The 26,543-nt window shown below is 73.4% G+C and carries 21 protein-coding genes and 1 tRNA gene; 11 read left to right on the top strand and 11 right to left on the bottom strand.

Going from position 1 to position 26,543, the window contains the following annotated elements; all coding sequences use genetic code 11:
* Nucleotides 1-205: 205 nt before the first annotated feature.
* From JE024_RS04490 to JE024_RS04510, 5 genes are all read left to right on the top strand, one after another.
* Entirely contained in the window at nucleotides 206-637 is a 432-nt protein-coding gene (locus JE024_RS04490; RefSeq protein ID WP_205372324.1) for a pyridoxamine 5'-phosphate oxidase family protein, read from the top strand.
* A gap of 1,504 nt (nucleotides 638-2,141) precedes the next feature.
* On the top strand, nucleotides 2,142-4,994 hold the full coding sequence (locus tag JE024_RS04495; RefSeq protein ID WP_244882584.1) for a LuxR family transcriptional regulator: 2,853 nt from the start codon (nucleotides 2,142-2,144) through the stop codon (nucleotides 4,992-4,994).
* 22 nt (nucleotides 4,995-5,016) lie between these two features.
* Nucleotides 5,017-5,661, top strand: coding sequence for a TetR/AcrR family transcriptional regulator (locus JE024_RS04500; protein ID WP_205372326.1), 645 nt, complete (start codon nucleotides 5,017-5,019; stop codon nucleotides 5,659-5,661).
* A 132-nt stretch (nucleotides 5,662-5,793) separates the two neighbouring features.
* Nucleotides 5,794-6,369 (top strand): hypothetical protein, encoded by a 576-nt coding sequence (locus JE024_RS04505; protein WP_205372327.1) that lies wholly within the window; start codon nucleotides 5,794-5,796, stop codon nucleotides 6,367-6,369.
* Nucleotides 6,356-7,021 carry a TIGR03086 family metal-binding protein gene (locus JE024_RS04510; RefSeq protein WP_205372328.1) on the top strand — a complete coding sequence of 222 codons (666 nt, stop codon included), beginning with the start codon at nucleotides 6,356-6,358 and terminating at the stop codon, nucleotides 7,019-7,021. The genes JE024_RS04505 and JE024_RS04510 overlap by 14 nt, the downstream gene beginning before the upstream one ends.
* A 158-nt stretch (nucleotides 7,022-7,179) precedes the next feature.
* Here JE024_RS04510 and JE024_RS04515 read toward each other — a convergent pair whose 3' ends face one another.
* From JE024_RS04515 to JE024_RS04545, 7 genes are all read right to left on the bottom strand, one after another.
* On the bottom strand, nucleotides 7,180-8,736 hold the full coding sequence (locus JE024_RS04515; protein ID WP_205372329.1) for a pectate lyase family protein: 1,557 nt from the start codon (nucleotides 8,734-8,736) through the stop codon (nucleotides 7,180-7,182).
* 581 nt (nucleotides 8,737-9,317) lie between these two features.
* On the bottom strand, nucleotides 9,318-10,211 hold the full coding sequence (locus JE024_RS04520) for a geranyl diphosphate 2-C-methyltransferase (RefSeq protein ID WP_205372330.1): 894 nt from the start codon (nucleotides 10,209-10,211) through the stop codon (nucleotides 9,318-9,320).
* Nucleotides 10,212-10,227: 16 nt separating this feature from the next.
* Nucleotides 10,228-11,778, bottom strand: a complete 1,551-nt coding sequence (locus JE024_RS04525) for a family 2 encapsulin nanocompartment cargo protein terpene cyclase (RefSeq protein WP_244882586.1) — start codon at nucleotides 11,776-11,778, stop codon at nucleotides 10,228-10,230.
* A 480-nt stretch (nucleotides 11,779-12,258) separates the two neighbouring features.
* Nucleotides 12,259-13,677, bottom strand: coding sequence for a family 2B encapsulin nanocompartment shell protein (locus JE024_RS04530; protein WP_205372331.1), 1,419 nt, complete (start codon nucleotides 13,675-13,677; stop codon nucleotides 12,259-12,261).
* A gap of 314 nt (nucleotides 13,678-13,991) precedes the next feature.
* Entirely contained in the window at nucleotides 13,992-14,405 is a 414-nt protein-coding gene (locus JE024_RS04535; RefSeq protein WP_205372332.1) for an ATP-binding protein, read from the bottom strand.
* A gap of 124 nt (nucleotides 14,406-14,529) precedes the next feature.
* On the bottom strand, nucleotides 14,530-15,819 hold the full coding sequence (locus JE024_RS04540; protein ID WP_205372333.1) for a helix-turn-helix domain-containing protein: 1,290 nt from the start codon (nucleotides 15,817-15,819) through the stop codon (nucleotides 14,530-14,532).
* A 65-nt stretch (nucleotides 15,820-15,884) separates the two neighbouring features.
* Nucleotides 15,885-15,958, bottom strand: a tRNA-Pro gene (locus tag JE024_RS04545).
* A 130-nt stretch (nucleotides 15,959-16,088) separates the two neighbouring features.
* On the opposite strand from JE024_RS04545, the gene JE024_RS04550 reads away from it, so the two are divergent.
* Nucleotides 16,089-16,574 (top strand): DUF309 domain-containing protein, encoded by a 486-nt coding sequence (locus tag JE024_RS04550; protein WP_205372334.1) that lies wholly within the window; start codon nucleotides 16,089-16,091, stop codon nucleotides 16,572-16,574.
* Nucleotides 16,575-16,687: 113 nt separating this feature from the next.
* Here JE024_RS04550 and JE024_RS04555 read toward each other — a convergent pair whose 3' ends face one another.
* Both JE024_RS04555 and JE024_RS04560 read right to left on the bottom strand, forming a co-directional pair.
* Nucleotides 16,688-17,050: a DUF488 domain-containing protein gene (locus tag JE024_RS04555; RefSeq protein WP_205372335.1), complete on the bottom strand. Its 363-nt coding sequence runs from the start codon at nucleotides 17,048-17,050 to the stop codon at nucleotides 16,688-16,690.
* A gap of 32 nt (nucleotides 17,051-17,082) precedes the next feature.
* A complete protein-coding gene (locus tag JE024_RS04560; protein WP_205372336.1) occupies nucleotides 17,083-17,688 on the bottom strand; it encodes a TetR/AcrR family transcriptional regulator in 606 nt (201 codons plus the stop codon).
* Nucleotides 17,689-17,889: 201 nt separating this feature from the next.
* Here JE024_RS04560 and JE024_RS04565 point away from each other — a divergent pair, with 201 nt between their 5' ends.
* Nucleotides 17,890-18,675 carry a phosphatase PAP2 family protein gene (locus JE024_RS04565; RefSeq protein ID WP_205372337.1) on the top strand — a complete coding sequence of 262 codons (786 nt, stop codon included), beginning with the start codon at nucleotides 17,890-17,892 and terminating at the stop codon, nucleotides 18,673-18,675.
* Nucleotides 18,672-19,808, top strand: coding sequence for a DMT family transporter (locus JE024_RS04570; protein ID WP_205372338.1), 1,137 nt, complete (start codon nucleotides 18,672-18,674; stop codon nucleotides 19,806-19,808). Before JE024_RS04565 ends, JE024_RS04570 begins: the two co-directional genes overlap by 4 nt.
* 48 nt (nucleotides 19,809-19,856) lie before the next feature.
* Here the strand turns inward: JE024_RS04570 and JE024_RS04575 are convergent, their stop codons facing one another.
* Complete coding sequence (locus JE024_RS04575) at nucleotides 19,857-21,974, bottom strand: serine/threonine-protein kinase (RefSeq protein WP_205372339.1); 2,118 nt, start codon at nucleotides 21,972-21,974, stop codon at nucleotides 19,857-19,859.
* Nucleotides 21,975-22,317: 343 nt separating this feature from the next.
* Nucleotides 22,318-23,115 carry a DeoR/GlpR family DNA-binding transcription regulator gene (locus tag JE024_RS04580; protein WP_205372340.1) on the bottom strand — a complete coding sequence of 266 codons (798 nt, stop codon included), beginning with the start codon at nucleotides 23,113-23,115 and terminating at the stop codon, nucleotides 22,318-22,320.
* A gap of 289 nt (nucleotides 23,116-23,404) precedes the next feature.
* Between JE024_RS04580 and JE024_RS04585 the strand changes: the two genes are divergently transcribed.
* Genes JE024_RS04585 through JE024_RS04595 form a run of 3 tightly spaced genes read left to right on the top strand, consistent with a single transcriptional unit; the run spans nucleotide 23,405 to nucleotide 26,528 of the window.
* Entirely contained in the window at nucleotides 23,405-24,676 is a 1,272-nt protein-coding gene (locus JE024_RS04585) for an extracellular solute-binding protein (protein ID WP_443742864.1), read from the top strand.
* A 44-nt stretch (nucleotides 24,677-24,720) separates the two neighbouring features.
* Entirely contained in the window at nucleotides 24,721-25,629 is a 909-nt protein-coding gene (locus tag JE024_RS04590; RefSeq protein WP_244882589.1) for a carbohydrate ABC transporter permease, read from the top strand.
* Nucleotides 25,629-26,528 (top strand): carbohydrate ABC transporter permease, encoded by a 900-nt coding sequence (locus JE024_RS04595; RefSeq protein ID WP_205372341.1) that lies wholly within the window; start codon nucleotides 25,629-25,631, stop codon nucleotides 26,526-26,528. The genes JE024_RS04590 and JE024_RS04595 overlap by 1 nt, the downstream gene beginning before the upstream one ends.
* Nucleotides 26,529-26,543 lie beyond the last annotated feature (15 nt).

Genomic DNA, 26,543 nt, shown 5'->3' on the forward strand with positions numbered 1-26,543 from the left:
GCGACACCGGCCGGTGGTGCGTGCGCTCCGCGGGCGGGGGGGCTCCGCGGGCGGGGGGGGCTCCGCGGGCGGAGAGGGGGTGCCGGGGTGCCGCTCCGGCGTGGTGGCCGGAACCGTGTGCTCGCGGGGCGCGGCGGGAATCGTCCCGGAGGGTGCCTCGTTGTGCCGGGTCGTCCGTGAACCACCCGAAGCCGAGGAGCGACCCGTGGCCCTGTCCCCCGAAGAACGTGAGCACTTCCTCGCCGAGCCGCATGTGGCCGCCCTCGCGGTCGCGTCCGGCGAGAAGGAGGACCGCGCGCCCCTGGCCGTGCCCATCTGGTACCAGTACGCACCGGGCGGCGACATCTGGATCCTCACCGGCCGCGACTCCCGCAAGGCGGGACTCATCGCCGCCGCGGGCCGGTTCACGCTGATGGTCGACCGGCTGGAGCCGACCATCCGCTACGTCTCCGTCGAGGGCCCGGTCACCGGCACCGAGCCGGCCACCCGCGAACAGCTCACCGAGATCTCCGCGCGCTACCTCCCGCCGGAGAAGGTCGAGGGATACGTCGACTTCGCCTGGAACAACCACGGCGCACAGATCGTGGTGCGCATGCGCCCCGAGAGGTGGGTGAGCTCGGACCTGGGTCAGGTGTGAGGGGGGCCGGCCGGGGGCCGGCGTCGTGGCCGGTGGTGGTGGGCGCACCCCCGCTGCGCGTGCGCTGGCGCCGGGCGGGCTGTTCCGGCCCCGTGCCGGCCGGTGGTCGTGGCGCACCCCCGCTGCGCGCGGGTGTCCTCAAGCGCCGGACGGGCTGAGGTTGCCCGAGCACGGTCCGGTTCGTGCGGGTGCCGTTGGGGCGCTGCGGGGGTGGGTGCGGGCGAGGCTCGCCCGAGGTTGGCCCGTCCCTAGCTCGACGACCGTTTTATCGCCCTCACCCACCCCCTCCGCGCCCCCGCCCACGGGAACCGGCCCGTCCGTCGTGGCGGAGGGGCATTTCAGCCCCTCCGGCGCTTGACCACACCGCGCTCAGCACGGTGCCACAACCCACGAACCGGCCCCGCCCGGGCACCCTCAGCCCGTCCGGCGCTGGAGGACACCGCGCGCAGCGCGGTGCCGCGACCGACGAACCCGGGCATCCTCAGCCCGTCCGGCGCTTGAGGACACCGTGCGCAGCGCGGTGCTGCGACCACCGGCCCGCAGGCGGGTCGATCCCCCACCGAGGGCGGACCGGTCCGCGGGGCTCGGGGACGGGGCGCGCAGGGGGCGTGGGCGGGCGATAAAACGGTCGTCGAGCTAGGGCAACGCAAGATAGGGCGAGCCTCGCCCGCACACGCCCCCGGAGCGACCCGGGACCCCCACCCCACGAACCGGCCCCAGACCGGGCAACCCCAGCCCGTCCGGCGATTGAGGACACCCGCGCGCAGCGGGGGTGCGCCCACCACCACCGGCCACCACGCCGGAACAGCCCGCCCGGCACCAGCGCACCCCGCCCGCAGCGGGGGTGCGGGCACACGACCGCCCGCACGCCGTGCACGACCACCGCCCGGTGGGGGCGGGCAACCCCAACCCGGACGCCCCCGCCCGGACGCACCCTCACCACCCCCCACCCCCGACAAGGGTTTTCCCCGTATCGCGTTCACCTCCGCGTTTCCTACTGTCTGCCGTAGCGGACGTCCCCGTGACGCCCTGGCCCGCGAGGTCCCCGCCCCGCCCGTCAGGTGCACGACGGATCGGCGTCCGGTGTCGGCCCCACCCAGGGCCGACGTGCCGAGCGGCGGCGCGCGGGCTCACCCGGCCCGGGGGAATCGTGGGACGCAGCCCCCACGCTGAACGACCATGGTTCCCGCGCCGCACGCCCGCATCCCCCGGCCGCCGGGCGCCGCACCCTCGACAGCGAGATCCAGCCATCTACTGAGCAGATCCGCACCGCGTGACCCCGGCTACACCACCGACCGCCCCCGGCATCCCCGACACCCGCCCGGCAGGGCATCCTCGCTGGTCAGAGCCGTGCGGGTTGCGGCGGAACCCCGCGCTCCCCGTCGGGAGCAAGTCCAGACCTGTCCGTATGCCGGACAAAGGGCCTGGACGCGCGCGGCAGGGTTCGTATCCTCTGCTCGAACGGGCAGGGGGCCCGCGCACGCCGAAAGGTGGTGGTGGGCCGATGGGACCGGCGGAGTACCGCGCCGTGCCGGTCGGGCGCACGGAGCTGCTGGCCCGTCTGGACCGGGTTCTGGCCACCGGCGGGCGCGCCCTGCTGACCGGGCCGCCCGGAGTGGGCAAGACCGAGGTCGCGCTCTGCGTCGCCGCGCGGGCCGAGGCCCGCGGGGAGTCCGTGCTCTGGCTTGCCGCGCTTCCCGCCGACCGCGACATCCCGGGAGCCGCCGCCGCCGCGCTCATCGCCTCGGTCGCCGCGTCGGCGACCACCCCCGCACCGGCCACCACGACCGAACGCACCACCGCCCCCGGCGAAGGCGTCCTCGACGGGCTCCCCGGCCCGCAGCGCGCCGCCGTCGCCATGCTGTGCCGTGAGGCGCCGATGCCCGAGGAGGGCTGCGACCCGGTCGCGCTGCGCCTCGCGCTCGCCCATGTGCTGCGGCGGCTCGCGGCCCGCGGGCCCGCGCTGCTGGTCCTCGACGGCGTCCAGTACATCGATCCGGCCAGCGCCGACCTGCTCCGCTTCGCCCTGCACCTGGCTCCCCCGGCGCTGCACGCCCTGGCCGTGGACACCCCGGCGGCCTACCCGCCGGCGGCCCAGGACGAGGGGGCGCCCGCCCCGGCGGGCATCACCCCGCTGTGGGAGCCCTCGGAGGCGGACGTGGTGAACGTGCCGCCGCTGCACGCCGACGAGATCGCCGAGCTGCTCATCCACCACCGGCTGCCGTCCCGGATGGCGGGCCGCATCCACAAGGCCAGCGGCGGCAATCCGCGCCTCGCGCTGGCGGTGGGACGTTCGCTGGCGGACGCCCGGACGCCGGTGCACCACGCGGAGGCGCTGTCGCTGTCCGGCCGGGCCCGCGATCTGGCCCGGGGGCTGCTCGGCGCGGTGCCGCAGGACGTCCGGGAGACCCTGCTGCTGGCGGCGCTGGCGCTGCGCCCGTCCGCGTCGCTGATCCGGCGGGCCGGCCGGCCGAGCGCCGAGGCGGATCTGGCCGCCGCCGAGCGCGCCTCGCTGATCCGGCTGACCGAGGACGGCACGGTCGCGTTCTCCGCGGGTGTGCTGCCGTCCACGCTGGTCCACGACGCCTGCTGGAACGAGCGCAGCACGGGGCACGCGGCGCTGGCGCTCGTCGTCGACGACCCGGTGGAGGCGGTGCGCCACCGGGCGCTCGCCACCGACGTCCCCGACGAGCGGCTGGCGGCGGAGGTGTCGGCGGCGGTGGAGACCGCGCGCCGGCGCGGCAACACGACGCTCGCCGCCGAACTGGCCATGCTCGCCGCGGAGTCGACGCCGGGGCTGCACGGCGACCGGCGGATCACACGGCTGGTGGAGGCGGCGGAGGAGGGGGCCCGCGCGGCCCGCGCCGACCTGGCGATGCGCGCGGCGACCGATCTGCTGGCGCGCGACGCGGCGCCCGGGGACCGGGTGCGCGCCCGGCTCGCGGTGCTGGACACGGCGGGCCAAGGGCTGACCGGCCTCGACGAGATCTACGCGCACGCCATGGAGGACTCGGAGGGCGACACCGCGCTGCGGGCCGCCGTGCTGCTGCGGCTGTCGATGAAGTACGTGCTGGCCGACGGCGATCCGGTGCGCTCGCGGGCGGCGGCGGTCGAGTCGGCCGAGCTGGCCGGGTCGGTGGGCGACGACGGCACCGCGGCCAAGGCCCTGACGGTGCAGGCCCGGATGGACCGCTTCCTGGGCGCTCCGGACGCCGAGGGGGTGCTCGCCCGCGCGCGTGCCCTGGAGGTGGTGGAGCGGCCGCTGGGCGTGCGCAACGCGGCGCAGATCCTGACGGTCCGCCATGCCCTGTTCGACGACCGCCTGGTGGAGGCGCGGGCGCAGCTCGCGACGCTGCTGCCGCTGGTCGAGCGGCGCGGTCCGGTCGAGGACGCGATCGAGCTGTTCCGCACGCTCTCCGAGGTCGAGGGCCGGCAGGGCCGCTGCGCCGACGCGCTCGCCCACGCGGGGCGTTCGCTCGCGCTCACCCTGGAGGCGGGCCTCTCCCCCGGTCCCGCCTGGTACGCGCTGGCCCTGGCGGAGACCGCGGGCGGCAGTTTCGCCCGGGCGGCGAGCTACGCGCGGCGCAGTGTGCGCGCCTCGGAGGAGGAGGGCGACCATGTGTTCCTCTCCCGCAGCCTCTACGCGCTCGGCCGGGTGCAGTTGCTGGTCGGCGACGTGTCCAACGCGCTGGAGACGCTGCGCCGGGTGCAGGCCGGGGAGCGGGGGCAGGGCGCGGTCGATCCCTCGATGCTGCGCTGGCACGAGGAGCTGGCCGAGGCGCTGGTGGCGGGCGACGGCCTGGCGGAGGCCGCGGCGGTGCTGGACGCCGTGCGGCCGGTGGCGCACCGGCTGGGCCGCACCACGGTGCTGCTCGGCTGCGACCGGGCGGACGCGGTCCGGCTGGCCGCGGGCGGGCGGCCCGACGAGGCCGCGGCCCTGCTGCGCGAGGTCGCGGCCGGCTACGAGGCGGCCGGCCTGCCGCTGGAGCACGGCAGGGCGCTGATCACGCTCGCCCGGGTGGAGCGCCGCAGGCGACGCCGTTCGGCGGCCGCGCACGCGCTCCAGCAGGCGGCCGCGGTCTTCGAGCGGGTCGGGGCGGTGCCGTGGCTCGCCCTCGCGTCGGAGACGCCCGCCGTCGCGGCGGAGGCCCCCGCGGCGGCGGCCGGCGGCGCGCTGTCGGGTCTGACCGACGCGGAGCTGCGGCTGGCCCGGCTGGTGGGCGAGGGGGCGAGCAACCAGGAGGCGGCGGCCAAGCTGTATCTGAGCGTGAAGACGGTGGAGGCACGGCTGACCCGCATCTACCAGAAGCTGGACGTGCGTTCGCGGGCTCAGCTCGCGACGGCCCTCAACAGCTGACCTGGTCATTAGACTGCCCGGCATGGCAGACGTGCGGACGGACGGACGGATCGAGCGGGGTGACCGGACCCGCCGGCTGATTCTGCGGCGCACCGTCGACATCGCCTCGGTGGAGGGGCTGGAGGGGCTCTCGCTGGGGCGTCTGGCGACCGAGCTGGGGCTGAGCAAGAGCGGGGTGTTCGCGCTCTTCGGTTCCAAGGAGGACCTGCAGCTCGCCACGGTGCGGGCGGCGGGCCGGATCTTCCTCGACCACGTGGTGGTGCCCGTGGCGGAGCTGGCGCCGGGCACGGACCGGGTGTGGCGGCTGTGCACGGGCTGGCTCGCCTACTCCCGGGACCGCGTCTTCCGCGGCGGCTGCTTCTTCGCCTTCGTCTCGGCGGAGTACGCCTCCCGCGAGGGCCGGGTGCGTGACGCGGTCGCCGCGGCGCGCGCGGAGTGGCACTCCTTCCTGGAGCGGACGCTGAGCGAGGCACGGCAGGCGGGAGAGCTGAGCCGGGACGCCGACGTCCCGCAGCTCGCGTTCGAGATCGCCGCGCTGCTGGAGGCGGCGAACACCGCGTCGGTCCTCGACGGCGATCCCTCGGGGTACGGGAAGGCGGCGTCCGGGATCCTCTCCCGGCTGCGGGCGTCGGCCACCGCTGCCGCGCGCCTCCCGTCGGAGGTCTGAGCCGGCCGTCCCGGAAGGGGACATGACGGAGTGTTGGTTTTCGGCCAAGTCATCGCCCGGGGAGAAATAAGCACGACCGTTCGCATACATTGTTTGCCACGGATCACCCCTGAGCACCGGAGGCGGCAGAGCATGCCCCGCACCATCTGGACCACCTCGTGGCAGCCCGGCCCCGCCGGGGAACCGACGGGGACGGAGCAGGTCCTCGTGAGCGTCACGGAGTTCGTCGCCCACCGCCGGCGCGGCACCGTCCCCGTCGCGGTCGCCGGCCTGCGCCTGCGCCGCACCTGGCCGAGCACCCCGGGCGCGCTGGGCATGTGGCTGTGGCTGGACCCGAACCCCATCCGGCCGCGCAGCGGTTCGGTGGCGGTCTGGCGCTCGGCCCGGGACCTGACGGCGTTCGTCGCCCGCCCGGACCACCGCCGCATCGTCCGCGCCCATCGCGACCGGGGTGTGACGCGCTCCGCGACCTGGACCGAGACCGGACCGGCGCGTCCCGAGGAGGTACTCGCCTCCGCCCTCGCGCTGCTGCGCGGCACCCGCCCCTGGCCGGGCGCCGGCGGCGACCGCCGCCCCGGCCCCAACCAGCGGTTCAAGGACCAGCTGGACGACCTGATCGACCGTCGGCTTCTGCCGGACGCGGCCCCCGGGCCGTCCCGGCCCACCGGGCCCCGGCCCGCAGAGAGGACTCCCCGTGGACGCATCTGACCTGCCCATCCGCGAGCTGGACCGGACCGCCGTGCAGGAGACGGTGCGGCTGCTGTCCCTCGCCGGGCCCGGCGACCTGGCCCGCCCGACGCCCTGCGACGGGTGGACGCTGGGCTCCCTGGTGGCCCATATGACCGCGCAGAACCGCGGATTCGCCGCGGCGGCCCGCGGCGAGGGCGCCGACCCGGCCGTCTGGCGGCCGCACCGTGGGGACGACTCCCCGGCCGGGCACCGCGCGGCGGCCGCGGAGGTGCTCGCCGCGTTCGCCGGGGACGGCATCGGCGAGCGGGAGTTCGCCCTCCCCGAGTTCGATCCCGTACGGCGCTTCCCCGGCCGGGTGGCGATCGGGTTCCACTTCCTCGACCAGACGGTCCACGCCTGGGACGTAGCCCGGACCCTGGGCGTCGGGTTCACCCCCTCGGAGGCGGCGGCCGAGGCGGCCCTGCGCATCGCGCTGCGGGTGCCCGACGACGAACGGCGGTTCGCCGAGGGCGCGTTCTTCGGCCCCGCGCTGCCGGCCGCACCGGGTGCCACGCCCTTCGAGCGCGCGCTCGCGGCCCTCGGCCGGGTGCCGGGCTGGACACCCGCGCTCGCCGTCTCCGCCCGCGGCACGGGCGGCACGGGCGGCACAGGCGGAGACGGCGAGCGCTGATCCGACCGCAGGATGTGTGCCGCACCCACGGCGACGGCACGGCTTCCGGCGCCTCGTGAGGCTCCGGAAGCCGTGCCGTTCGTCACGGGACCGGGGCGCCGTCCGTCCGGGAACCGCGGCTCCCGCACCCGGCCGGACGGCGCTCCCCCTCGTCCCGCTTATCCCGCGTAGGTCTCGAACTCGGCGACCTTCGGCGTGCCGGACGAGCCGGTGATCTCGAAGGTGAACTTCTTCGCCGAGGTCGTCGGGATGGTGATGGTGCTGCCGACACCCGTGCCCGAGGCCAGGACCGTCCCGGTGTCGCCGTTGAGGACGCGCCAGCCGCGGATGCTGCCGGCGGAGCCGGACGCCTCCCGGATCGCGATCTTGGAGACGCTGGTGGCGGAGCCCCACTTGACGGAGACGGTCCCGGTGGCGCCGGACGGCGACCAGTGGGTGCTCAGGCTGCCGTCACGCACATTGCCGTAGCTGGTGCCCGCGGCCTTGCTGGAGCCGTCGGCACTGGCGGTGAGGCTCAGGTTGGTGCCGCCGGGCTGCGTCGGCCCGGGCGTCGGGGTGGTCGGCGGCACGGTCGGGGTGGGCGTGGGCTCGGTCGGGTCCGGCGTCTGCGGCGTGCAGTTGCCGTCCGACACCTGGAGGCCCTTGTTCGCGCCCGCCGTCCGGCTCACCACGTCCGGCACGCAGTTGGCCGGGTCGAGGCCGAAGGAGTACGGGACGCTGACGGTGGTGGTGGACTTGACGTCCGGTCCGGCCGGGTTGTTCTCGGATCCCTTCGCGGACCAGGTGACGTTGTCGAAGACGTTGCCGCTGACGTGCCAGGTGCCCGCCGCGTCCGTGTAGAAGGTGCCGAGGACGTCCTTGGAGTCCTCGAAGTAGTTGTTGTCCACCTTGGCGCGGGCCCCGGCACGGGAGTTGATCCCGGACTCGTTCAGGCTCCGGTAGTGGTTGTTGTACATGTGGGCGACGCCGCCGCGGAGCAGGGGCGCGCGGGAGTCGATGTTCTCGTACAGGTTGTGGTGGAAGGTGACGAAGCCGTTGGAGACGTCCGACTCGCTGGACCCGATCAGGCCGCCGCGGCCGGAGTTGCGCAGCGTGCTGTAGGACAGGGTGACGTACTGGGTGTTGTCCTTCATGTCGAAGAGGCCGTCGAAGCCCTCCGACTCGCCGCCCGACGCCTCCAGGGTGGCGTGGTCGACCCAGACGTTGCGGACGTCGCTCTCCATGCTGATGGCATCCCCGCCGTTGGAGGTGGGCGAGCCCGACTTCTTGACGTTCTTCACGGTGACGTTCTGGATGATGATGTTGCTGGACTCGCGTATGTGGATGCCGAGTTGGTCGAAGACCGCGCCGTTGCCCACACCGATGAGGGTGACGTTGCTGATCTGCTTGAGCTCGATGACCCCGGCCGCGGTGTTGCAGCTGTCGCCGGACACCTTGGCCGTGTTGCCGTGGTTGATCGTGCCCTCGACCTGGATGGTGATCGGGGTGCTGCTGCTGGCCCGGCTGCACAGCGCCTGGTGGATCGCGGTGCCGGTGGTGGCCCGTACGGTCTGGCCGCCGGCGCCACCGGTGGTCCCGCCGTTCTGCGTCGCGTAGCCGGTGACACCACCGGTCGCCGCGGACGCCGTGGGCATCGTCAGCATCACACCTGCCGCCCCGGCAACGGCCGCTGTGGCCAGGCCCGCGCAGAGTCGCAGTGCGACTGGTCGCCTCATCGTGGTCTCCCGATTGTGTGTCGAAGGGTTCGTCTGGTGGATCGAAGGGGGTGTTGCTTGCTGTCGCATACCGTGGTGGTCCCTGAGGGCCGTTGTGGTTGCCGCCCGGTCGCCCGCTGTTCACCGGGCGCGCCCGGTACGGGCACGACGGCCCGGCGGCACGGTGGAGAGCGGGTGCGGGCGGCACACCGCCGGGATTCCTCCCGGCCGGTGCTCCCGTGGATCCCGCCGGTCGGAGCGACCCGGCGGTGACGGCGCCCGCGGTGCGACGGCAGGCCAGGGCAGCGGCCTGACCGGCCCGTTCACCTGAGAACGCGTCGCCGCACGTACGGCGGCCGACGGCACGGCGCATCGGCGTCCGGGCCCGCCCCACGGGTCCGTCGCGTCGGCCACCCGGGCAGGGGCCCGTGCCGGAATCGGTGGCGGCCGACGCACGGAATCACCTGGGAGTCCGCGACGGCCGCGTCGCAGGCGGCTTTCCCCGCCCCACGGGGAAAGCGCTTGCTGGCCGCGAGACTAGAGGCCCCGCATTGCGATGGCAAGGCTTTGGACAGAGCTGGGCGCACACGAACGGCCGGGGGTCAGACGCGGTCGGCGGCGATCAGCACGTACTGGAAGGAGCCGTCCTTGTACGAGTTGATGAACGCCTCCTCGATCCCGGTGACCAGGGAGGAGGTGGCGCGCAGCTCCCAGTACGGAAGGGTCTCAGGGGTGAGGTCGACGACGGCCTGCGGCACCAGGCGGTTGTCGGCCATCGCGCGCAGGTACTCGCGGCGGGAGTGGATGTTGCACTCGAAGTGGGCGTTGATCTGGGAGACCCACTTCGACGGCTGGCCGTACCGCGGGTTCCAGCAGCCGGTGATGGTCACGTAGCGCCCGCCGACGCCCAGGATCCGGGAGTGCTCGGCAAAGAGGTCGTGCAGATCGACGTACATGCTGGACTCGTTGTTCCACGAGCCGGCCGCCTGCCCGGTCTCGAAGGGCATGTCCAGCATGTTGCACACCCGGGAGTGGACCCGGTCCTCGATGCCGAGCTCATGGGCGCGACGGTTGCCGAAGTCGGCCTGCTTGGCGGAGAGGGTGAGGCCCTCGACGGAGCAGCCGAAGCGCTGATGGGCCATCACCATCGAGCCGCCCCGCCCGCAGCCGGCGTCCACCAGCAGGTCGTCGCGCCCGATGAGGCCGAGGTGGTCCAGGAGCACCTCGGCCTGGGCCGACTCCAGTCGGTGCAGCTCGGCGACCAGCCGCTTGTCGTACGCGGCGTCGCCGGAGTCGCCGAGGGCGGCGTGGTCGACGTCCCCGATGCCGTAGTGGTGGTGGTAGAGCCCGTCCACGTCACCGAGGCGCAGGTTCACGGGCCTGGCCTCCTGGTCCCAGTACCGGGCGATGTCGCCCTGGTAGGGCGATGCCGGGGCGGGGACGAAGGCGGAGGTGCCGTTGGCGGTGGTGAGTTCGGTGGTCACAGACAGATCCATTTCTTACGGGAGGTGCTTACCAGAAATCGGGCAGGCTGTATCGGTAGGTGTTGGTGCGGTGCCAGTAGTGGTTGCCGTCGACCCACACGGCCACTCCCCGCAGGAAGCGCAGCACGGTCGGCACGGGGCAGACGGCGGCGAGCGCGGCGGACTCGGCCTCGAAGGCGTGCATGAGGTCGTTGTGGACCTCGACCGCCTTCAGATAGGCGTCCCGCTCGGAGAGTCCCTCGCGGTCGGCGAGCACCACGGGCAGGTTGAGGTGCCGGCCGGGCGAGGCCAGCTCCTTGGTGTACGAGTAGAGGTCGTTGACGATGGTGGTGGCGTTCCCCGCCAGCGCGATGACCCGTTGCATGGCCGGCTGCGCGTGCAGGTCCGCCGGCAGTTCGTAGCCCCCGACGGTGTCGGTGATGGTGGGGCACGGCCGGAAGTTGTTGAACTGCCGCATGGCCAGGTACTCCCACACCTCCGGGGTGTGGTCGGTCTGCGCCCAGGCGGCTTCGGCGAGGTAGCCCAGGTGCAGGCGGGCCATGTCGTGCCGGTAGCGGTCGGCCTGCGAGGGGGTGGCCTGGCGCACGAAGTACTCCATGGCGGAGCGGTAGGCGCGGCGCGGGGCGTCCGAGTGCAGCGACTCGGCCCATCGCGGCTGGTACTCCCCGGTCGTGTGGAGCGGGTCCAGCGCGGTGTGCGCCAGCAGCAGCCGTCCGCCGAGCCCGATCGGCGAGCCGCCGTGGTCCTCGCAGTAGCAGTCGTCGACGGCGTTCTCCGCGACCATCAGCCGGGTGGCGGCCATGACGTGCTCGACGCCGGGCGCGTCCGGATGGCAGGCGACCATGTAGCGCCCGACGGAGAATCCGTCGAACTCGCCCTCCCACTCGTCCGGGAAGAGCTGGACCTCCTCGACGGCCCACTCCTTGATCCTGCGGCTGACCTCCGCCACCCGTGCCGCGTCGGGCTCCACCACGGGGTGGTGGTAGAGGCCCGGGACGGCGGGGCCGTCCGCCGGCGGCGCGGACGGCTCCGCGGCCTCCTCGTGCGGGGCCGCCAGGCGCAGGCTCCGGGTGCCGAGGCCGCTGGGGCCCCGGAGGATCCGCTCCAGGGCGGGTGCGGCCGGCTCGGCCCCGGCCTCCGCCGCAGGCGCGGCGCCGGCCGGGCCCGGGGGCTTCGGCGGGCCCGGGGGGCCCGGGGGGCCGGGCACCGTGCGGGTGGCGGCCTCCGGCACGGGCTGGGTACCGGACGGCTCCGGGGGCGGCGGCACGTCCCCGGCCAGGGCCTCCCGCACCGGCGGGGGCTCCGGTGCTGCCCCGGCGGCGGGCGGGCCGTCCGGCGAGCCCGGGGGCCTCGGCAGGTCTCCGGGCCTCGGCACCGCGCCGGTGGTCGGGAACGTGTAGGGCGCGTCGGCCCGCGCCACGGGGACGGCCGGCGGGGCGGTGAGTGCCGCGGCGAGGCCGACGGCCGCCGCGAGGACGGTGTCGGCGGCCCCGGCGGCCTGTGCGGCCACCTGCTCCCCGAGGCGGGCCGCGCCGGCGGGCAGGCCCGACGGCAGGGGGGAGGGCCCGGGATCGGGCATCCGTAACTCCTTGGTGAGGTGGGGGGTCGGCGCCGGCCGGGCCCCGGCCCGCGATCCGGCGCATGTTCGTCCGACGGCCTGCGGTGCGGAGTCGTCCCGGTGCGGCAGCCGTCGCATGGCCGCCGGAGGCAGCCCGGACCGGGCCGGTGCCCGGCGGTTGGGCGGGTGCTGCGCCTTCCGGCGGGGACGCGCGGGCGCCGACGGCGTTGCTGCGCGGCCCGTCCGCCGCGCGCACGCCCTGCGCGGTCCTTGTGCGCGGGCCCGCGCGGCCGGAGGGCGGCGGGGCCGTGACTCCGCAGGGGCGGGCTCCGTGCTGCGGTCCGTGGATCCGGCCGCGGGGTGCCGCAAGGTTTCGGCAGCCCGCCCGGGGCGGGCCGCGCCGCTGCGGCGGTCTGGGTGCCATGTACCCCCGGGGCGGGGGCACATGGCGCGTCCGTCACCGGCAGCGCGTACCGGCGGCGGTGCGGTCCGCGGGCCGGGTCAGTCGCGCTTGCGGGCGATCTGCACGTTCTCCAGGACACCGAGCGCGTCGGGCACCAGGATCGCGGCGGAGTAGTAGGTGCTGACCAGGTACGAGATGATCGCCTGCTCGCTGATGCCCATGAAGCGCACCGACAGGCCGGGCTCGTACTCCTCCGGCAGTCCGGTCTGGAGCAGGCCGATGACGCCCTGGTTGTCCTCACCGGTACGCATCGCGAGGATGGAGCTGGTGCTGTCCTTGCTGATCGGGATCTTGTTGCAGGGCAGGATCGGCACCCCGCGCCAGGCCGGCACCTGCTGGCCGCCGACGTCCACGTGGTCCGGGTACAGCCCGCGGGCGTTGAGCTCGCGGCCGATCGCCGCGATCGTGCGCGGGTGGGCCAGCATCAGACGGGTGCCGCGGCGGCGGCAGAGCAGCTCGTCGAGGTCGTCCGGGGTGGGCGGGCCCGAGTGGGGCTGGATGCGCTGCTTGAAGTCGGCGTTGTGGAGCAGGCCGAACTCACGGTTGTTGATGAGCTCGTGCTCCTGGCGCTCGCGCAACGCCTCGATCGTCAGACGGAGTTGCTCCTCCGTCTGGTTGTGCGGGCCGTTGTAGAGGTCGGCCACGCGGGTGTGGACGCGCAGCACGGTCTGCGCGACGGAGAGTTCGTACTCCCGCGGGCGCAGTTCGTAGTCCACGAACGCGCCGGGCAGCACGGCCTCGCCGATGTGGCCGGCCGACATCGCGATCTCGGCCTCGCCGTGGTGGTTCTGCCGCTGCTGGGGCAGCGAGCTGAAGTTCTCGATGTGCTCCTGGAGCGTCGGCGCCGAGGACAGCACGGCGGCGAAGTCCCCGCGGGACAGCGTGAGCAGGGTGCCGGCCGTCTCGGCGGTGGCGGTGTAGTCCCAGGTGGCGTCGGTGTCCAACAGGGCGTTCTCGCCGAACTGGTCGCCGTCCGCGCGGGTGGCGACGGTGACCTCGTCGCCGTACTTGCCGACCGCGGTCTGGCTGATCCGGCCGTGGGCGATCAGATGGATCTGCTCGGCGGGGGCGCCCCGCTCGACCAGGACCTCACCGGCGCGGAACTCGCGCTGGACGCAGCGGTCGGCCAGGGCGGTGAGCACCTCCACGTCCTCGAAGCCGCGCAGCAGGGCGAGTTCGCCCAGTTCACGGGGGATCACGCGGACGTCGGAGCCGTCCTGGACGAATTCGATGCGCCCGTCGCCGACCGTGTAGCTCAACCGCCGGTTCACCCGGTAGGAGCCGCCCTTGGCCTCGACCCACGGCAGCATCCGCAGCAGCCAGCGGGAGGTGATCTCCTGCATCTGCGGCGCGGACTTGGTCGTCGAGGCAAGGTTGCGTGCGGCTGCCGTACTCAGGCTGGACTGCTGCCGGGGCGGCTGCTCCGGCTGCACTTCCTGGCTGGTCTCAACTGTCATCGGACGCGGTCTCCTTCGCGCGGGGGGTGGTCGATGGGCACAGACATGTGCACCGACGGAGGAAAGAGGAAAAGGTGGCCAAATTCCGGGAATTCGCCTGGATCCCGGGAAAACAGTAACGGCCGTTGACCCCCGCCCACGGGCTGAGGCCATCCGCATTACCTCGATGCAGTGATCTTGTTCCGTGGTCGGTTTATCCACGCGATCAAGGGGTGGACGGATGATCCGATCAACCGCACGCCCTGTACGCACTGGGGGGCACGACGGGGCAGGCTTCCGGTCCACCCTGCCGGACCTGCCGCGGCGAAACGTCCTCATGCTCCTGCCAGTTCAGCCCATACCCGCTTGCCCCAGGACAGCCGCTCGACGCCCCAGTTCTCCGCCAGCGCCTCCACGATGGCCAGCCCGCGTCCCCCCTCACTCCGCGCCTCGCACTCCCCGCGCCGGGGAAGCCTGTGAGAGAAGTCCACGACGCCGACTCGTACGCGCGAGGGGCCCGGCCGTTCCACGAAGACTCTGATCGACTCCCGCCGACCGTGCCGGACAGCGTTGGAGACGAGTTCGGAAACGATCAGTGCGGCGCCGTCGGCGAGGTCGGCCAACCCCCAGGCGGACAGAGCGGTGCGCACCAGGCGCCGGGCGGACGCGGCACTCTCCGGCTCGCGCCGCAGCGTCCTGCTGTACCCGGGAGGTCCGGTCGGGCGAACCCGCGTCGTCGTTCGCGGCATGTCGGTCTGCTTCCTCGAAGCGGGCGAGCCCCGGGCGCGGTCCTTCGGGCCCGGGACATGGTCCGTTCATGAAAGCGATCCGCAGGGAACGCCGACAGGGACGCGGCGTCCCACTTTCCGGACGCTAGTCGCAGATGCCCAGGAACTCCGCCAACGGGCGCAACCCGGCTGGATGGTTGGGCAGGGCCCACAGGTCACGGACGACCGCGACGGCGAGGGTGTGGTGCCGCATCCACGTCGGCGCCACCCGGCGCAGGGACTCCAGGGTCTTGACAGCGCCGGCAGCGTCGCCGGTGTCCGTGTGGGCCCGGGCCACGTCCAGGAGCAGCCACGTCCGCCAGGACGGTGGCGTGTCCTTGCTCAGGCGCATGCCCTTGGCCAGCGCCAGGGCATCGTTCGGATGGCCGTACTGGACGGCGAGCCGGACGCGTTCGATGCGTACCGAGGAGGGGCTGAACACGCTGACCATGCGGTTGTCACCGCTATCGGGCAGCTTCGCGACACGGGCCGCTTCCCTTTCCGCCGCCTCCATCATCGCCGCCGCACGCTCGTAGTCACCGCCCCTGGCGGCCGATGTGGCGGCGTTCATCGTCAGCCCGCCCCACACTTTGAGGCCGTCGGCCGTTTCGGTGCGCCCCGTGCCAGCCATGTCGTCGGCCGCGCGGAGCGCGACGGCCAACGCGTCCTCCAGACGCCCTTGCCGCTGATAGGTCCATGCCGCCGAGTTGACGATCATCGGCAGGAGCAGCGGGTCGGACGAGCGCTCCGCAGCGTCGACGGCCCGCTCCAGACTGGTGAGAGCCAGGTCGGTCTTGCCCATCCGTACGGCGACGTGCCCGGCGAGCTGAAGCGCCTTGCCCAGAGCAGCGAAGCCGGCTCCGCGGTCGGTGTCGTCGCGCGAGGCGGCGGCGGCGCGCGCATCGGTGAGGATGTCCGGCAGCACTGCCATCACCGAGTCGAACTCGGCGGCGTGGTACCGCGTCCACCCGTCGGCGATCCGTTCCCTGAGCCCGTTCAGCGAGAAGCCGGGCCCCGGTGGCACCGGCTCCGGCCCCCAGAGCACGGGCATGACGGCTCGGCGTACGGCGACGAACCGTGGTCCGTCGTTCTCACCGGTGGCGGCGACGCCGGGCGGGTCGCCCAGGAGGGTGGTCAACTCGACGCCGAGGCCGTTGGCCAGGGCATGCAGTGTGGGCAGGCGTGCGGAGTGTTTCCGACCCTGTTCGAGCTGACGGATCACATCGACGGACACCCGGGAGCGATCGGCCAGCTCTTCCTGCGTCAGGGAGGCCAGACGGCGCAGGCGGCGCAGGGTCCGTCCCAGGTCTTCGTTTGCCACGCGGCCACGGTACGCCGCCGCGCTGCCGCGCCGTTCCGCGGTATCGACACGGCCGCGCGCCATCGGCCCGTTCACGGACATGACGAAGGGGCCGGTCCGGATTGCTCCGGACCGGCCCCTTCGATCGCGACTTCGAAAAGTCGGGACGACAGGATTTGAACCTGCGACCCCTTGACCCCCAGTCAAGTGCGCTACCAAGCTGCGCCACGTCCCGATGCCCGTGTGACCTGGGCTTTCCCCCTGGCCGAACGCGCAAGAGAACCATACAACACTCCACGGGGCGGCCGGACGCGACGGCGGTGGCCCGAGGGGGTGTGCCGGGAGCGCGGCAGGACAATGGGGGGATGGACGAGGCGAGCGACGGCAGGCCGGGGCGGGACCGGGACGCGGAGGGCAGGGCGCGAAACGCCCGGCCCAGGGACGGTCTCGGGCGTCCCCTGCCGTACGGCGCGGAGGGTGTGGATCGGCAGCCGGAGGGGGTGCTGCGCAGTCCGGACCGGTCGCTGGCCGAGGCGCAGCGGCTGCTCGACGAGGGGAAGCCGTTCCATGCGCACGAGGTGTTCGAGGACGCGTGGAAGTCGGGGCCGGCGGAGGAGCGCGAGCTGTGGCGGGGGCTGGCCCAACTCGCCGTGGGGCTCACCCACGCGGCGCGGGGGAACGTCACGGGCGGGGCCCGGCTGCTGCGGCGCGGTGCGGACCGGATCGCGCCGTTCCCCGGCCCGTACGGCATCGACGTACCCGGGCTGGCGGCGTGGGCGCGGGAGCTGGCCGGGCGTCTGACGGGGCCGGTGGACGCGGCGTCCGAGGCGCCGAGGCTCACCGTCCCGTAGGGGGCGCGCGACCCGGGCAGGGCGGCCCGGGAAGCACGGCACCGTGGGCATGCGGCCCGGGAAGCACGGCGCTGCGGGCAGGCGGGCGGCCGGGGTACCGGCGGCCCGGGAGGTCAGCGCGCCAGGAGGCGGAGCAGGACCGAGGTGTGGCTGCGGGACGGGTCCTTGGTGGCCGTCAGCAAGGTCACCGGGCCCTCGGCGGCCAGGGCGCGGAGGCGGGAGAGGGCCTCGGCGGCGGCGGGTTCGGACAGTTCGCTCTCGTAGCGCCGGCAGAACTCGTCGTACTCGCCGTCCGGTCCGTGGTACCAGCGGCGCAGTTCGGTCGACGGGGTGAGGGCCTTGGGCCACTCGTCGACGTGCGCCCGTGTCTTGGCGAGCCCGCGCGGCCAGAGCCGGTCGACGAGCACGCGGGTGCCGTCGTCGGGGTCGGGGTCGTCATAGACCCTGCGGACCTTCACCTCTCCGGCTGCTCGCATGAGCCCAGGGTCACAGAGGGCCGCGCGCCCTGCTACCGGGCGGTGAGGCCGAGGGCGGGGAAGAGGACCGCCTCGACGAAGCCGGGGAGCCCGGCCTCGTCGCCGAGGCGGTCGTCGAAGAGCCGCTCCACGCGCAGCACCCCCATGAAGCAGGGGGCGACGTAGCCGATCGCCGGATTGTCGGCGGCGAGCTCGCCGCGGACGACGGCCCGGCGCATGATCGCGTCGAGGGCGGCCACCTCGGGGTCGATCACCGTCTCCCGCAGGGCGTCGCGCAGGTCGGGGTGCTGGAGGTAGGCCTGGCCGACGGCCTCCATCAGCTCGGAGTCACGGCCGCGGCGGTCACAGGCGAGCCGGGCGGCCTCCCTCAGGTCGCCCGCGAGCGAGCCGGTGTCGACGCCGGTGAACAGCGCGCACCGCGCGGCGCCGAGAGCGGCGGTGACGAGCTGGGGCTTGGTCTTCCACTGCCGGTACAGCGTCGCCTTGCCGCACTTGGTGCGGGCGGCGACGCCCTCCATGGTCACGGAGTCGTAGCCGCCCTCGCGGAGCAGGTCGAGCACGGCGGCGAACAGCTCCTGCTCCCGCTCGGGCGTGATCTTGCTGCGGCGGGCGGCTGACGTGGCGGCCTGCGTGGACATCGGTTCCTCTCCCTTGCGGGCGGTCCGTGACGGGGCGGTGGGCGGCTGTCGGCGGGAGGTGACTGCACAGACGAGAGTAGGGGCCGCACAATCGAGACGCAAACGTATCGAGACGTTTGCGTCTCGATGAATTCGGATCTACGCTTCCTCCGTTTGCTGTCGATCCGCCGGCCGAGTACCGGGTGACTGAGGGGCCGCGTCATGGCTGCCGGGAAACGTCCCGCCATACCGGGGACGGCCGCTGCCCACCGGCCGCCGCTGCTGCGCGAACTCGCGCTGGTGACGGCGCTCTTCCTGGTCTACAAGCTCGGCCGCCTCCTGGCAGGCGGCCACGAGGCCCGGGCCTTCTCCAACGCCGCCGGCATATGGGACGCCGAGCGCGCCCTGCGCCTGCCGGACGAAGGGCTCGTGCAGGGGTTGCTGCTGCACAGCGACGCCCTCGTCCACGCGGCGAACACCTACTACGCGGTGGTGCACTTCCCCGCCACGGCCGCCTTCCTGGTCTGGCTGTACTGGCGCCGGCCCGAGCACTACCGCTGGGCCCGCCGCGCGCTGGCCGCCCTGACGGCCGCCGCGCTGATGCTGCACCTGCTGATGCCGCTCGCGCCGCCGCGGATGCTCTCCGCCGCCGGGCTCGTCGACACCGCGCAGATGTACGGGCCGTCGGTGTACGGGGTGACCCCGGCCACCGACTCGATGGCGAACCAGTTCGCGGCGATGCCCTCGCTCCACGTCGGCTGGGCCCTGATGGTGGCCGTCGGCCTGATGGCCGCGACCCGCGGCAGGCTGCGGGCGCTGTGGCTGCTGCATCCGCTGCTCACCCTGTTCGTCGTGGTGGCCACCGCCAACCACTACTGGATCGACGCCGCCGTCGCGGCCCTGCTGCTCGGCGGGGTCCTGCTGTTGCTGCGGGCCCCGGGGTTCGGGCCGCTGGGGCACACCTCCGGCGGCACGGCCACGGCCCGGCCCGCGGGAGCGCTGCGATGAACGGCCTGGTCGTCGCGGTCCTGCTCTCCCTGCTGTCCGCCGTCGGATACGCGTTCGCCGCCGTGACGCAGTCCCGGCTGGCCGCTGCCGCCGCCCAGGGCGGGGGCGGGCCCCGCTCGCTGGCGGCCCAGCCGCTGTGGTGGTGGGCGGTGGGCCTCAACGGCGCGGGCGCGCTGGCGCATGTCGGCGCCCTGCACTACGGGCCGCTGACGCTGGTCCAGCCGCTCGGCGCGCTGACCCTCGTGGCGGCGCTGCCGCTCGCCGCCCGGCGCGACCGCCGCCGGGTCGCGCGCGGCGAGTGGCGCGGGGCGCTGTGCACGCTGGCCGGTCTGGTGGGGCTGATCTCGGTGACCGGGCCCGCCGCGCCGGGCGACGCGCTGACGGTGCGGGAGTCGCTGACGGTGGCGGTGGCCTCCGGCCTGCTGATCGCCGTCCTCGCCCGGGGCCGTGGCCTCGGGCACGCGACCGCCTCCGGGGTGGCCTCGGGTGTGGCGTCGGCGCTGACCCAGACGGTGACCGCGGCGCTGGCCGGCGAGCTGCCGGGCGGGGCGACGGCATGGTGGGCGACCGCGCTGCTCTCCGCCCTGGTGGCGGCCCTCTCCGTCGGCGGGCTGCTGCTCTCCCAGCGGGCCTACCGGGGCGGGCTGGCGGCTCCCCTGGCGCTCGTCAACCTCTCCAACCCGGCCGTCGCGGCCGTGATCGGCGTCGCACTGCTGGGCGAGACGTTCCGCGCGGGCGCATGGGGCTGGCTGATCGCCGCCGCGTCGGCGGCGCTGGCGGCCCGCGGCGTGATCCTGCTGACCGGGGCAGTCCCACCGGCCCGGGTGACACAGGCCACGGCCCTGGTGACGGACGGCACCGTCACCGGGGCGCCCGCTGCCGGGCCGCCTCCGGCGGCTCCGTCACGCGGCGTGCACCGTTCCCGGTGCCGCGCACGGCACCGGGACGCTGAGGGACGGCGTGCGGGCCGGGCCCTCTCCCGCCCCGGAGCAGGGTCGCGAACCATGAGGGCCGTGCTCACCGCCCAGCCGCCGGCCACCGGGTCGCCTCGGGTGCCGGGGGCGTACCTCATTCTCCCGTCGCGTCGGCCGAGGAAGGCCGAGAAGAAGCCCTCGGCCGCTGCCACCCGCTGACCGCTCCCCACGGCCGGGATCGCCGCCACGACCAGACCGACGGGCGCGTCAGGCGGAGAGAGCGAGGACCTCGCCGTCGTCGGTGGACACGAACACGACGCCGTCGCTGTACGCGACACCGGCCCGCGACCCGTCCCCTATGGGGTGAGTCCAGCGCACCTCGCCCGAATCCGAGGCGAGCGCGAGCATGCGGGCCGTCTCACCGACGTTGTCCCCGACGTTCTCAGCGATGTACACCGTGGACCCGGCGACCACGGGACTGGTCCGGTAGGACTGCGCCTCCGGAGAGTCCTGTTTCCATCTGACGAGGCCGCTACCCGTCTCGAGTGCGTACACGCTGTGGCCGTGGGTGCCGACGTACAGAAGGCCTCCGGCCTCGACGGGTGGGGCCGCGACGGGGGTCGCGCCCGTGATCCAGCGACGTTCCCCGCTGCCGGGGTCGAACGCAGCGACCCCTTCCCGGCCCGCGGCGTACAGCGCACGCCGCCCGAGCGACGGCAACCCCCAGCCCTTCTGCTCACGGGACCACAGCGCCCGGCCGGTCTCGGCGTCGAACGCCATGAGCCCGGTCCTGGTCGCGACGGCAGCCATTCCGTCCCCGGTCACGGCCGAGAGCGCATCGGCCCGGACCGACCAGACTTGTCGGCCCGTCCCCGGGTCCAGACGCCGCAGTCGTCCGTCGCGGGTGACGAGCAGCAGGTCCTCGGAGGCCACGAGCAGAGTGCTCGGGCCGTCCGTCTCCCACAGCAGGTCCCCCGAGTCTGCGGCCCTCACCACCAGGGGAGATTCATGGCCGTCCTGGAACACCGACGTGCCCGCCGCGTACAGCGTCCGCTGGTATACCGAGGGGCGGCCATCGGGCGGGTCCGCGGTCCACAGGGTGCTGCCGTTCCTGGCGTCGAGCGCCTTCATGCCTTCCGACGTGTCGACGTACACAGCCCTCCCGGCGGGCACCGGTATGCCCACGTTGTTGCCGGTGTGGTCGTTGACGAAGTGCCGCCGCCAGCGCTGACGATCAGGCGGGTCGCTGACATACCGGTAGCCGCCGTAGGCCGCACCGCCCAGAGCGAGCGACAGAGCGCCCGTCAGGAGGGTTCGGCGCGCGGGGTGGGACGGCGTACGGCGCGTCGCGCCGTGCGGGGCGACGGGACGCGCCAGATCGACTCGGACTGAACGCGTGAAGCCACGGCGGGCCGGCTGCGTGGGAGGGTGCGAGGGCGACTTCACGGGTGCTGCAGTGACGGTGTCGGGGTCCACGGCCCGCGGTACGCCGTCGTGCGGGACATCCGTTCGATCCGCCGTTGACCGTCGGTCGCCGGACGACGAGGGGGCGAGAGGGGCCGCCTGCGTTCGCTGCTCACCCAGGAGTTCCACGAGGCGGGCGGGCGCCGGCCGGAGCTCCGGGTCCTTGGCGAGACAGGCGCGTACGACGGGCAGGAGGGCTGCCGGAACGGCCCCCAGATCGGGTTCCTCATAGGCGGCCCGATGGTTCACCGCGAGGGCAGCGCCCGTACCGAACGGCCCGGCGCCGGTCGATGCGAACACCAAGACCGCCCCCAGCGCGAAGACGTCCGCGGCACTGGACACGACACCCGAACGCAGCACTTCGGGTGCCATGTAGCCGGGTGTGCCGACCATGAGAGCGGTGTCCGTCAGAGCAGTGCTGTCCGCCGCGAGTGCGATTCCGAAGTCGATGACGCGGGGGCCGTCCGCGGCAAGCAGCACGTTGGACGGCTTCAGGTCTCGGTGGACGAGGCCCGCGTCGTGGATGGCACAGAGTGCCTCGGCCAGTGCCGCGCCGAGCAGGGCCGTGTCGTTCGCCGCGAGCGGTCCTTGCCGTCGCATCTCGTCGTACAGCGAGGGCCCGCGGACATAGGCGGTGGCCAGCCAGAGGAGGTCCCCCTCGACGGCCGAGTCGATCACGTGCGCGGTGAACTCTCCACCGACCCGCCGGGCGGCACTCACTTCACGGGCGAACCGACGCCGGTATCCGGCGTCGGCTGCAAGTTCGGAACGGACCACCTTGACCGCCGCCAGCCGACCGGTGCGCGAGCGGCCCAGGTAGACCCTGCCCATCCCTCCCGTGCCGAGGACGGAAAGAATGCGGTAGGGCCCGATGTCCCGGGGGTCGTGCGGCCCCGGAGCGGTCCCGGCGGTGCCGCTCACCGGCACACCCCGCCGTGCAAGGCCGCCGGGGCGGCGGCGGGCACGCGATGACGGTCACCGCCCTGCGCGGGGCCGCCCGACCGGGGCTGCGATCGCGTCATCCCTCAACTCCCCTTCCGCACAGACGAACTGACGGAAGAGTAGACGCGAACGGGCGCCTCCGGGGACGGTGCCGTCACGGTCGGCCCGCACCGTACGGCCTTCCGGCCGGGCGCCCCGCGCCGCGCACGCCTCACGGCCCGTCGCCCCGGCACCGTTCACGCCTCCCCCGCACCGCTCGCGCCGTCGGCCCGGGCCCCGTCCCGCGCCCCCGGCGGGAGCCCCCCGCGGGTGCGCGCAGGGCTCAGACCGCGACCACCTTGATCCCCGCGTCCGCCAGTCCCTCCGCGACCTCCGCGGGGATGGAGGAGTCGGTCACCACGACGTCGATGGCGTCGAGCCCGCAGATCCGGGCGAAGGCCCGCTTCCCCATCTTCGAGGAGTCGGTGACGAGGATGACGCGCTGGGCGCGTTCGGCGAACAGGCGGCTGATGCTCGCCTCGTCCTCCTGGTGGGTCATCACGCCGAGCTCGGGGTCGATGCCGTCGACGCCGAGCACGGCGACGTCCAGCACGACCTCGTTGAGGACGCCGACGGTGAGCGGGCCGACGAGTTCGTAGGTCTGGGGGCGGGCGACCCCGCCGGTGACGACGATCTTGATCTGCGGGCGGACGGCCAGTTCACCGGCGATGTTGAGGGCGTTGGTGACCACGGTGAGGAGCGGCGCGCCGGTGTCGGGGGCGTCGCGCCGGGTGCCGCCGGCGCGCAGGGCGAGTGCGCGGGCGACCTCGGTGGTGGTGGTGCCGCCGTTGAGCCCCACGACCTCGCCCTCGCCGATGAGTTCGGCGACGGCCGAGGCGATGCGCTGTTTCTCCGAGGCGTGCCGGGACGACTTGTACCGCAGCGGCAGTTCGTAGGAGACGCCGTGGGCGATGGCCCCGCCGCGGGTGCGGACGAGCATCTGCTGGGCGGCCAGTTCGTCCAGGTCGCGGCGGATGGTGGCCGGGGAGACCTCCAGGGTGCCCGCGGCGTCCTCGACGTCCACCCTGCCGTCGGCTGCGAGCAGTTCCAGCAGTGCGTTCCACCGCTCGTGCTTGGACATGGCGGGACTCCTTCAGGCTTCGGGCTGCGCACCGACACGCTAGGCGACGGCGCCCCTCGCCCGGATCGAGGGTCCGCACCTTGCATGAATCTGATCGTAACCCGCCATGCGTGCGCAGGTAACCGCATGCAGTTGTCCCGATTCTCGGCAACAGTCCCATAACAGCCCCTGGACCGGGGCGTGCCACCTGCTGAATACTGCGCGGCACGACACATGCTCGCAACTGCTCGAAAAGACCGCAGTATGCGCAGCTTCATGCATTCGAAGCACTCGAAGGCGGTAGACGGCAGTGAAGAAGCGAATGCTCGGCCTCGCGGCGGCCGGTGTGGCCGGGGCCCTGGTCCTCACGGCGTGCGGCGGCGGCAGCGGCGACGGCACCTCCGCCGACGGCACGGTGACGCTCAAGCTGGTCGCGGCGGACTACGGCGACAAGGCGTCCAACAGCTCCACCCGCTACTGGCAGGACGTGGCGCAGCGCTTCACCGCCGCGAACCCGAAGATCGAGGTCGACGTCCAGGTCATCAACTGGAACGACATCGACGCCCAGGTGAAGACCATGATCCAGAGCGGCAACCTGCCGGACGTGCTCCAGACCGGCGGCTTCGCCGACAAGGTCGCGGACGACCTGCTGTACAAGGCCGAGGACGTCCTCTCGGAGAGCACCCGGGCCAACCTCATCGACACCTTCGCGACGGCGGGCGAGGTCGACGGCGTCCAGTACGGCATCCCCTTCGTCTCCTCCGCCCGGGCGCTGTTCTGGAACAAGGACGTGTTCGCGAAGGCGGGCATCACCGAGGCGCCGAAGACCTGGGACGAGGTGAAGGCGGCCGCCGAGAGGATCAAGGCCGAGGTGCCGGGCGTCACGCCCTACGCCCTGCCGCTCGGCCCGGAGGAGGCCCAGGGCGAGACGCTGATCTGGGAGCTCGGCAACGGCGGCGGGTTCACCGACGCCAAGGGCGCGTACACCCTGGACAGCAAGGCGAACGTGGAGACCTTCGACTGGCTGCGGTCGAACCTGGTCGAACCCGGTCTGACCTACGCCAACCCGGCCGCCACCGACCGCAAGACCGCGTTCGCGGACTTCGCCGCCGGCAAGGCCGGCATGCTCAACGGCCACCCCTCCCTGATCCAGATGTCCAAGGACGGCAAGGTCGACTACGGCGTCGCGCCGATACCCGGCAGGACGGGCGCGCTGGAGTCCACCCTCGGGGTGGCCGACTGGATGATGGCGTTCAAGGACCGCGGGCACCAGGAGGAGATCAGGGCGTTCCTCGACTTCGCGTACGACAAGGAGAACACGCTGAAGTTCGACGAGACGTACAACCTGATGCCGGTCACGAAGGACACCCTCGCGGAGATGACGGGCAACGGCCGCCACAAGGACCTGGAGCCGTTCTTCGAGCTGCTGCCGAAGGCCGCCTTCTACCCGCTGGGCGACACGTCCTGGGACGCCGTCTCGGCCGAGATCAAGAAGAGCGGCGGCACCGCGGTCGGCGGGGACGCCGAGAAGGTCCTCGGCGAGCTGCAGAAGAAGGCCGAGGACGCGGCGGCCGACCGCTGACCCGGCCCCCGTCCCCCACGGCACCCGCCCCGAAAGGCATCCGCGTGTCCTCCTCCACCCCCCTTCGCCGCTCCGGCCGGAGCGGTGGCCCCGGCCGGCTCGGCCCGCTGCCCTGGATCGGCCCGGCCGTGCTGCTGATCCTGCTGGTCGTGGTGTGGCCCGTCTACGAGATGGTCCGCACCTCGTTCCTGCGGATCAGCGTCAGCGGATTCGTCCGCGGCTCGGCCGGTCTCGACAAGTACCGCAAGCTCTTCGACGAGTCCGCGCTGCCCTCGGTGCTCGTCTCCACGGTCGTGTGGACCGTGGTCGTGGTCGGCCTGACGATGCTGGTCTCGCTCGCCCTCGCCCAGCTCTTCAACCAGCGTTTCCCCGGGCGGCGGGTGACCCGCTGGGCCCTCATCGCGCCCTGGGCGGCGTCGGTGCTGATGACGGCCATCGGCTTCAAGTGGATGCTCGACCGGACCGCCGGCGTGCTCAACACCCTGATGGCCGACCTCGGTCTGATCGACGGCCCCCGGGACTGGCTGGGCGACCCGTCCACGGCCTGGCCCTGGATGATGTTCGTCGCCGTCTTCGTCTCGCTGCCGTTCACCACGTACACCCTGCTGGCCGGGCTGCAGACGGTGCCCGGCGAGGTGTACGAGGCGGCGAAGGTCGACGGCGCCGGCACCGCGCAGACCTACTGGCGCATCACCCTGCCCCTGCTGCGGCCCGCGTTCCTGGTGGGCGTGGTCATCAACCTGATCAACGTCTTCAACTCGTTCCCCGTCATCTGGGGCATGACCCGCGGCGGCCCGGACAGCGACACCGCCACCACCACCGTGTTCATGTACCAGCTCAAGAGCTCCGACATCGGCGAGTCGGCCGCCATGTCCGTGGTCAACTTCGCCCTGGTGCTGGTGATGGTCGTGCTCTTCCTCAAGGTCAGCCGGTGGAACAAGGAGGAGTCCTGATGGCCCAGCAGACGTACGCCGCGCGCCCGGTGGCCCGGCCGCGCGCCGGCGCCACCCCTCCCCCGCCCCGCGCGCCCCGGCGCTCGCTGCGCCCGCGGACGGTGCTCGTCGCCTCGCTGGCGTGGCTGATCGCCGCCGTGTTCCTGCTGCCGTACGCCGAGATGGTGATCACCGCGCTGCGGCCGGCGGACGAACTGCGCGACGCGACCTATCTGCCGGGCGATTTCGCCTGGTCCAACTTCGTCGACGTGTGGCGTGACTCCCACCTCGGGGCCAATCTGCGTGTCACCCTGCTGGTGGCCGGCGGTTCCACCCTGCTGGTGCTGCTGGTGGCCCTGCCCGCCGCGTACTACACGGCGCGGGTGAGGTACCGGGGGCGGAAGCTGTTCCTGCTGCTCGTCCTGGTCACCCAGATGTTCCAGCCGACATCGCTGCTGGTGGGCCTGTACCGCGAGTTCTACCAGCTCGACATGCTCAACTCGGTGTGGACGCTGATCCTGTGCAACGCCGCCTTCAACCTGGCGTTCGCCATCTGGATCCTGACCGCGTACATATCGGCGATCCCGGTGCAGCTGGAGGAGGCGGCGATGATCGACGGCCTGGGCAGGAGGGGCGCGCTGCTGCGGGTGGTGCTGCCGCTCGCGCTGCCCGGCGTGGTGACCGCGGTCATCTTCACCTTCATCGCCGCGTGGAACGAGTTCGTCATGGGTCTCACCCTGTCCACCGTCCCCGAGAGCCAGCCGCTGACCGTGGGCATCAACAGCTTCATCGGCAACTACACCGTCCAGTGGAACTATCTGTTCGCCGCGTCGGTCATCGCCATCGTGCCCGTCGTCGTCCTGTTCGCCTTCATCGAGCGCCATGTGGTCTCCGGACTCACCGCCGGGTCGGTGAAGTGATCCCGCGACCGGCGC

The organism is Streptomyces zhihengii, assembly GCF_016919245.1.
Classification (GTDB): Bacteria; Actinomycetota; Actinomycetes; order Streptomycetales; family Streptomycetaceae; genus Streptomyces; species Streptomyces zhihengii.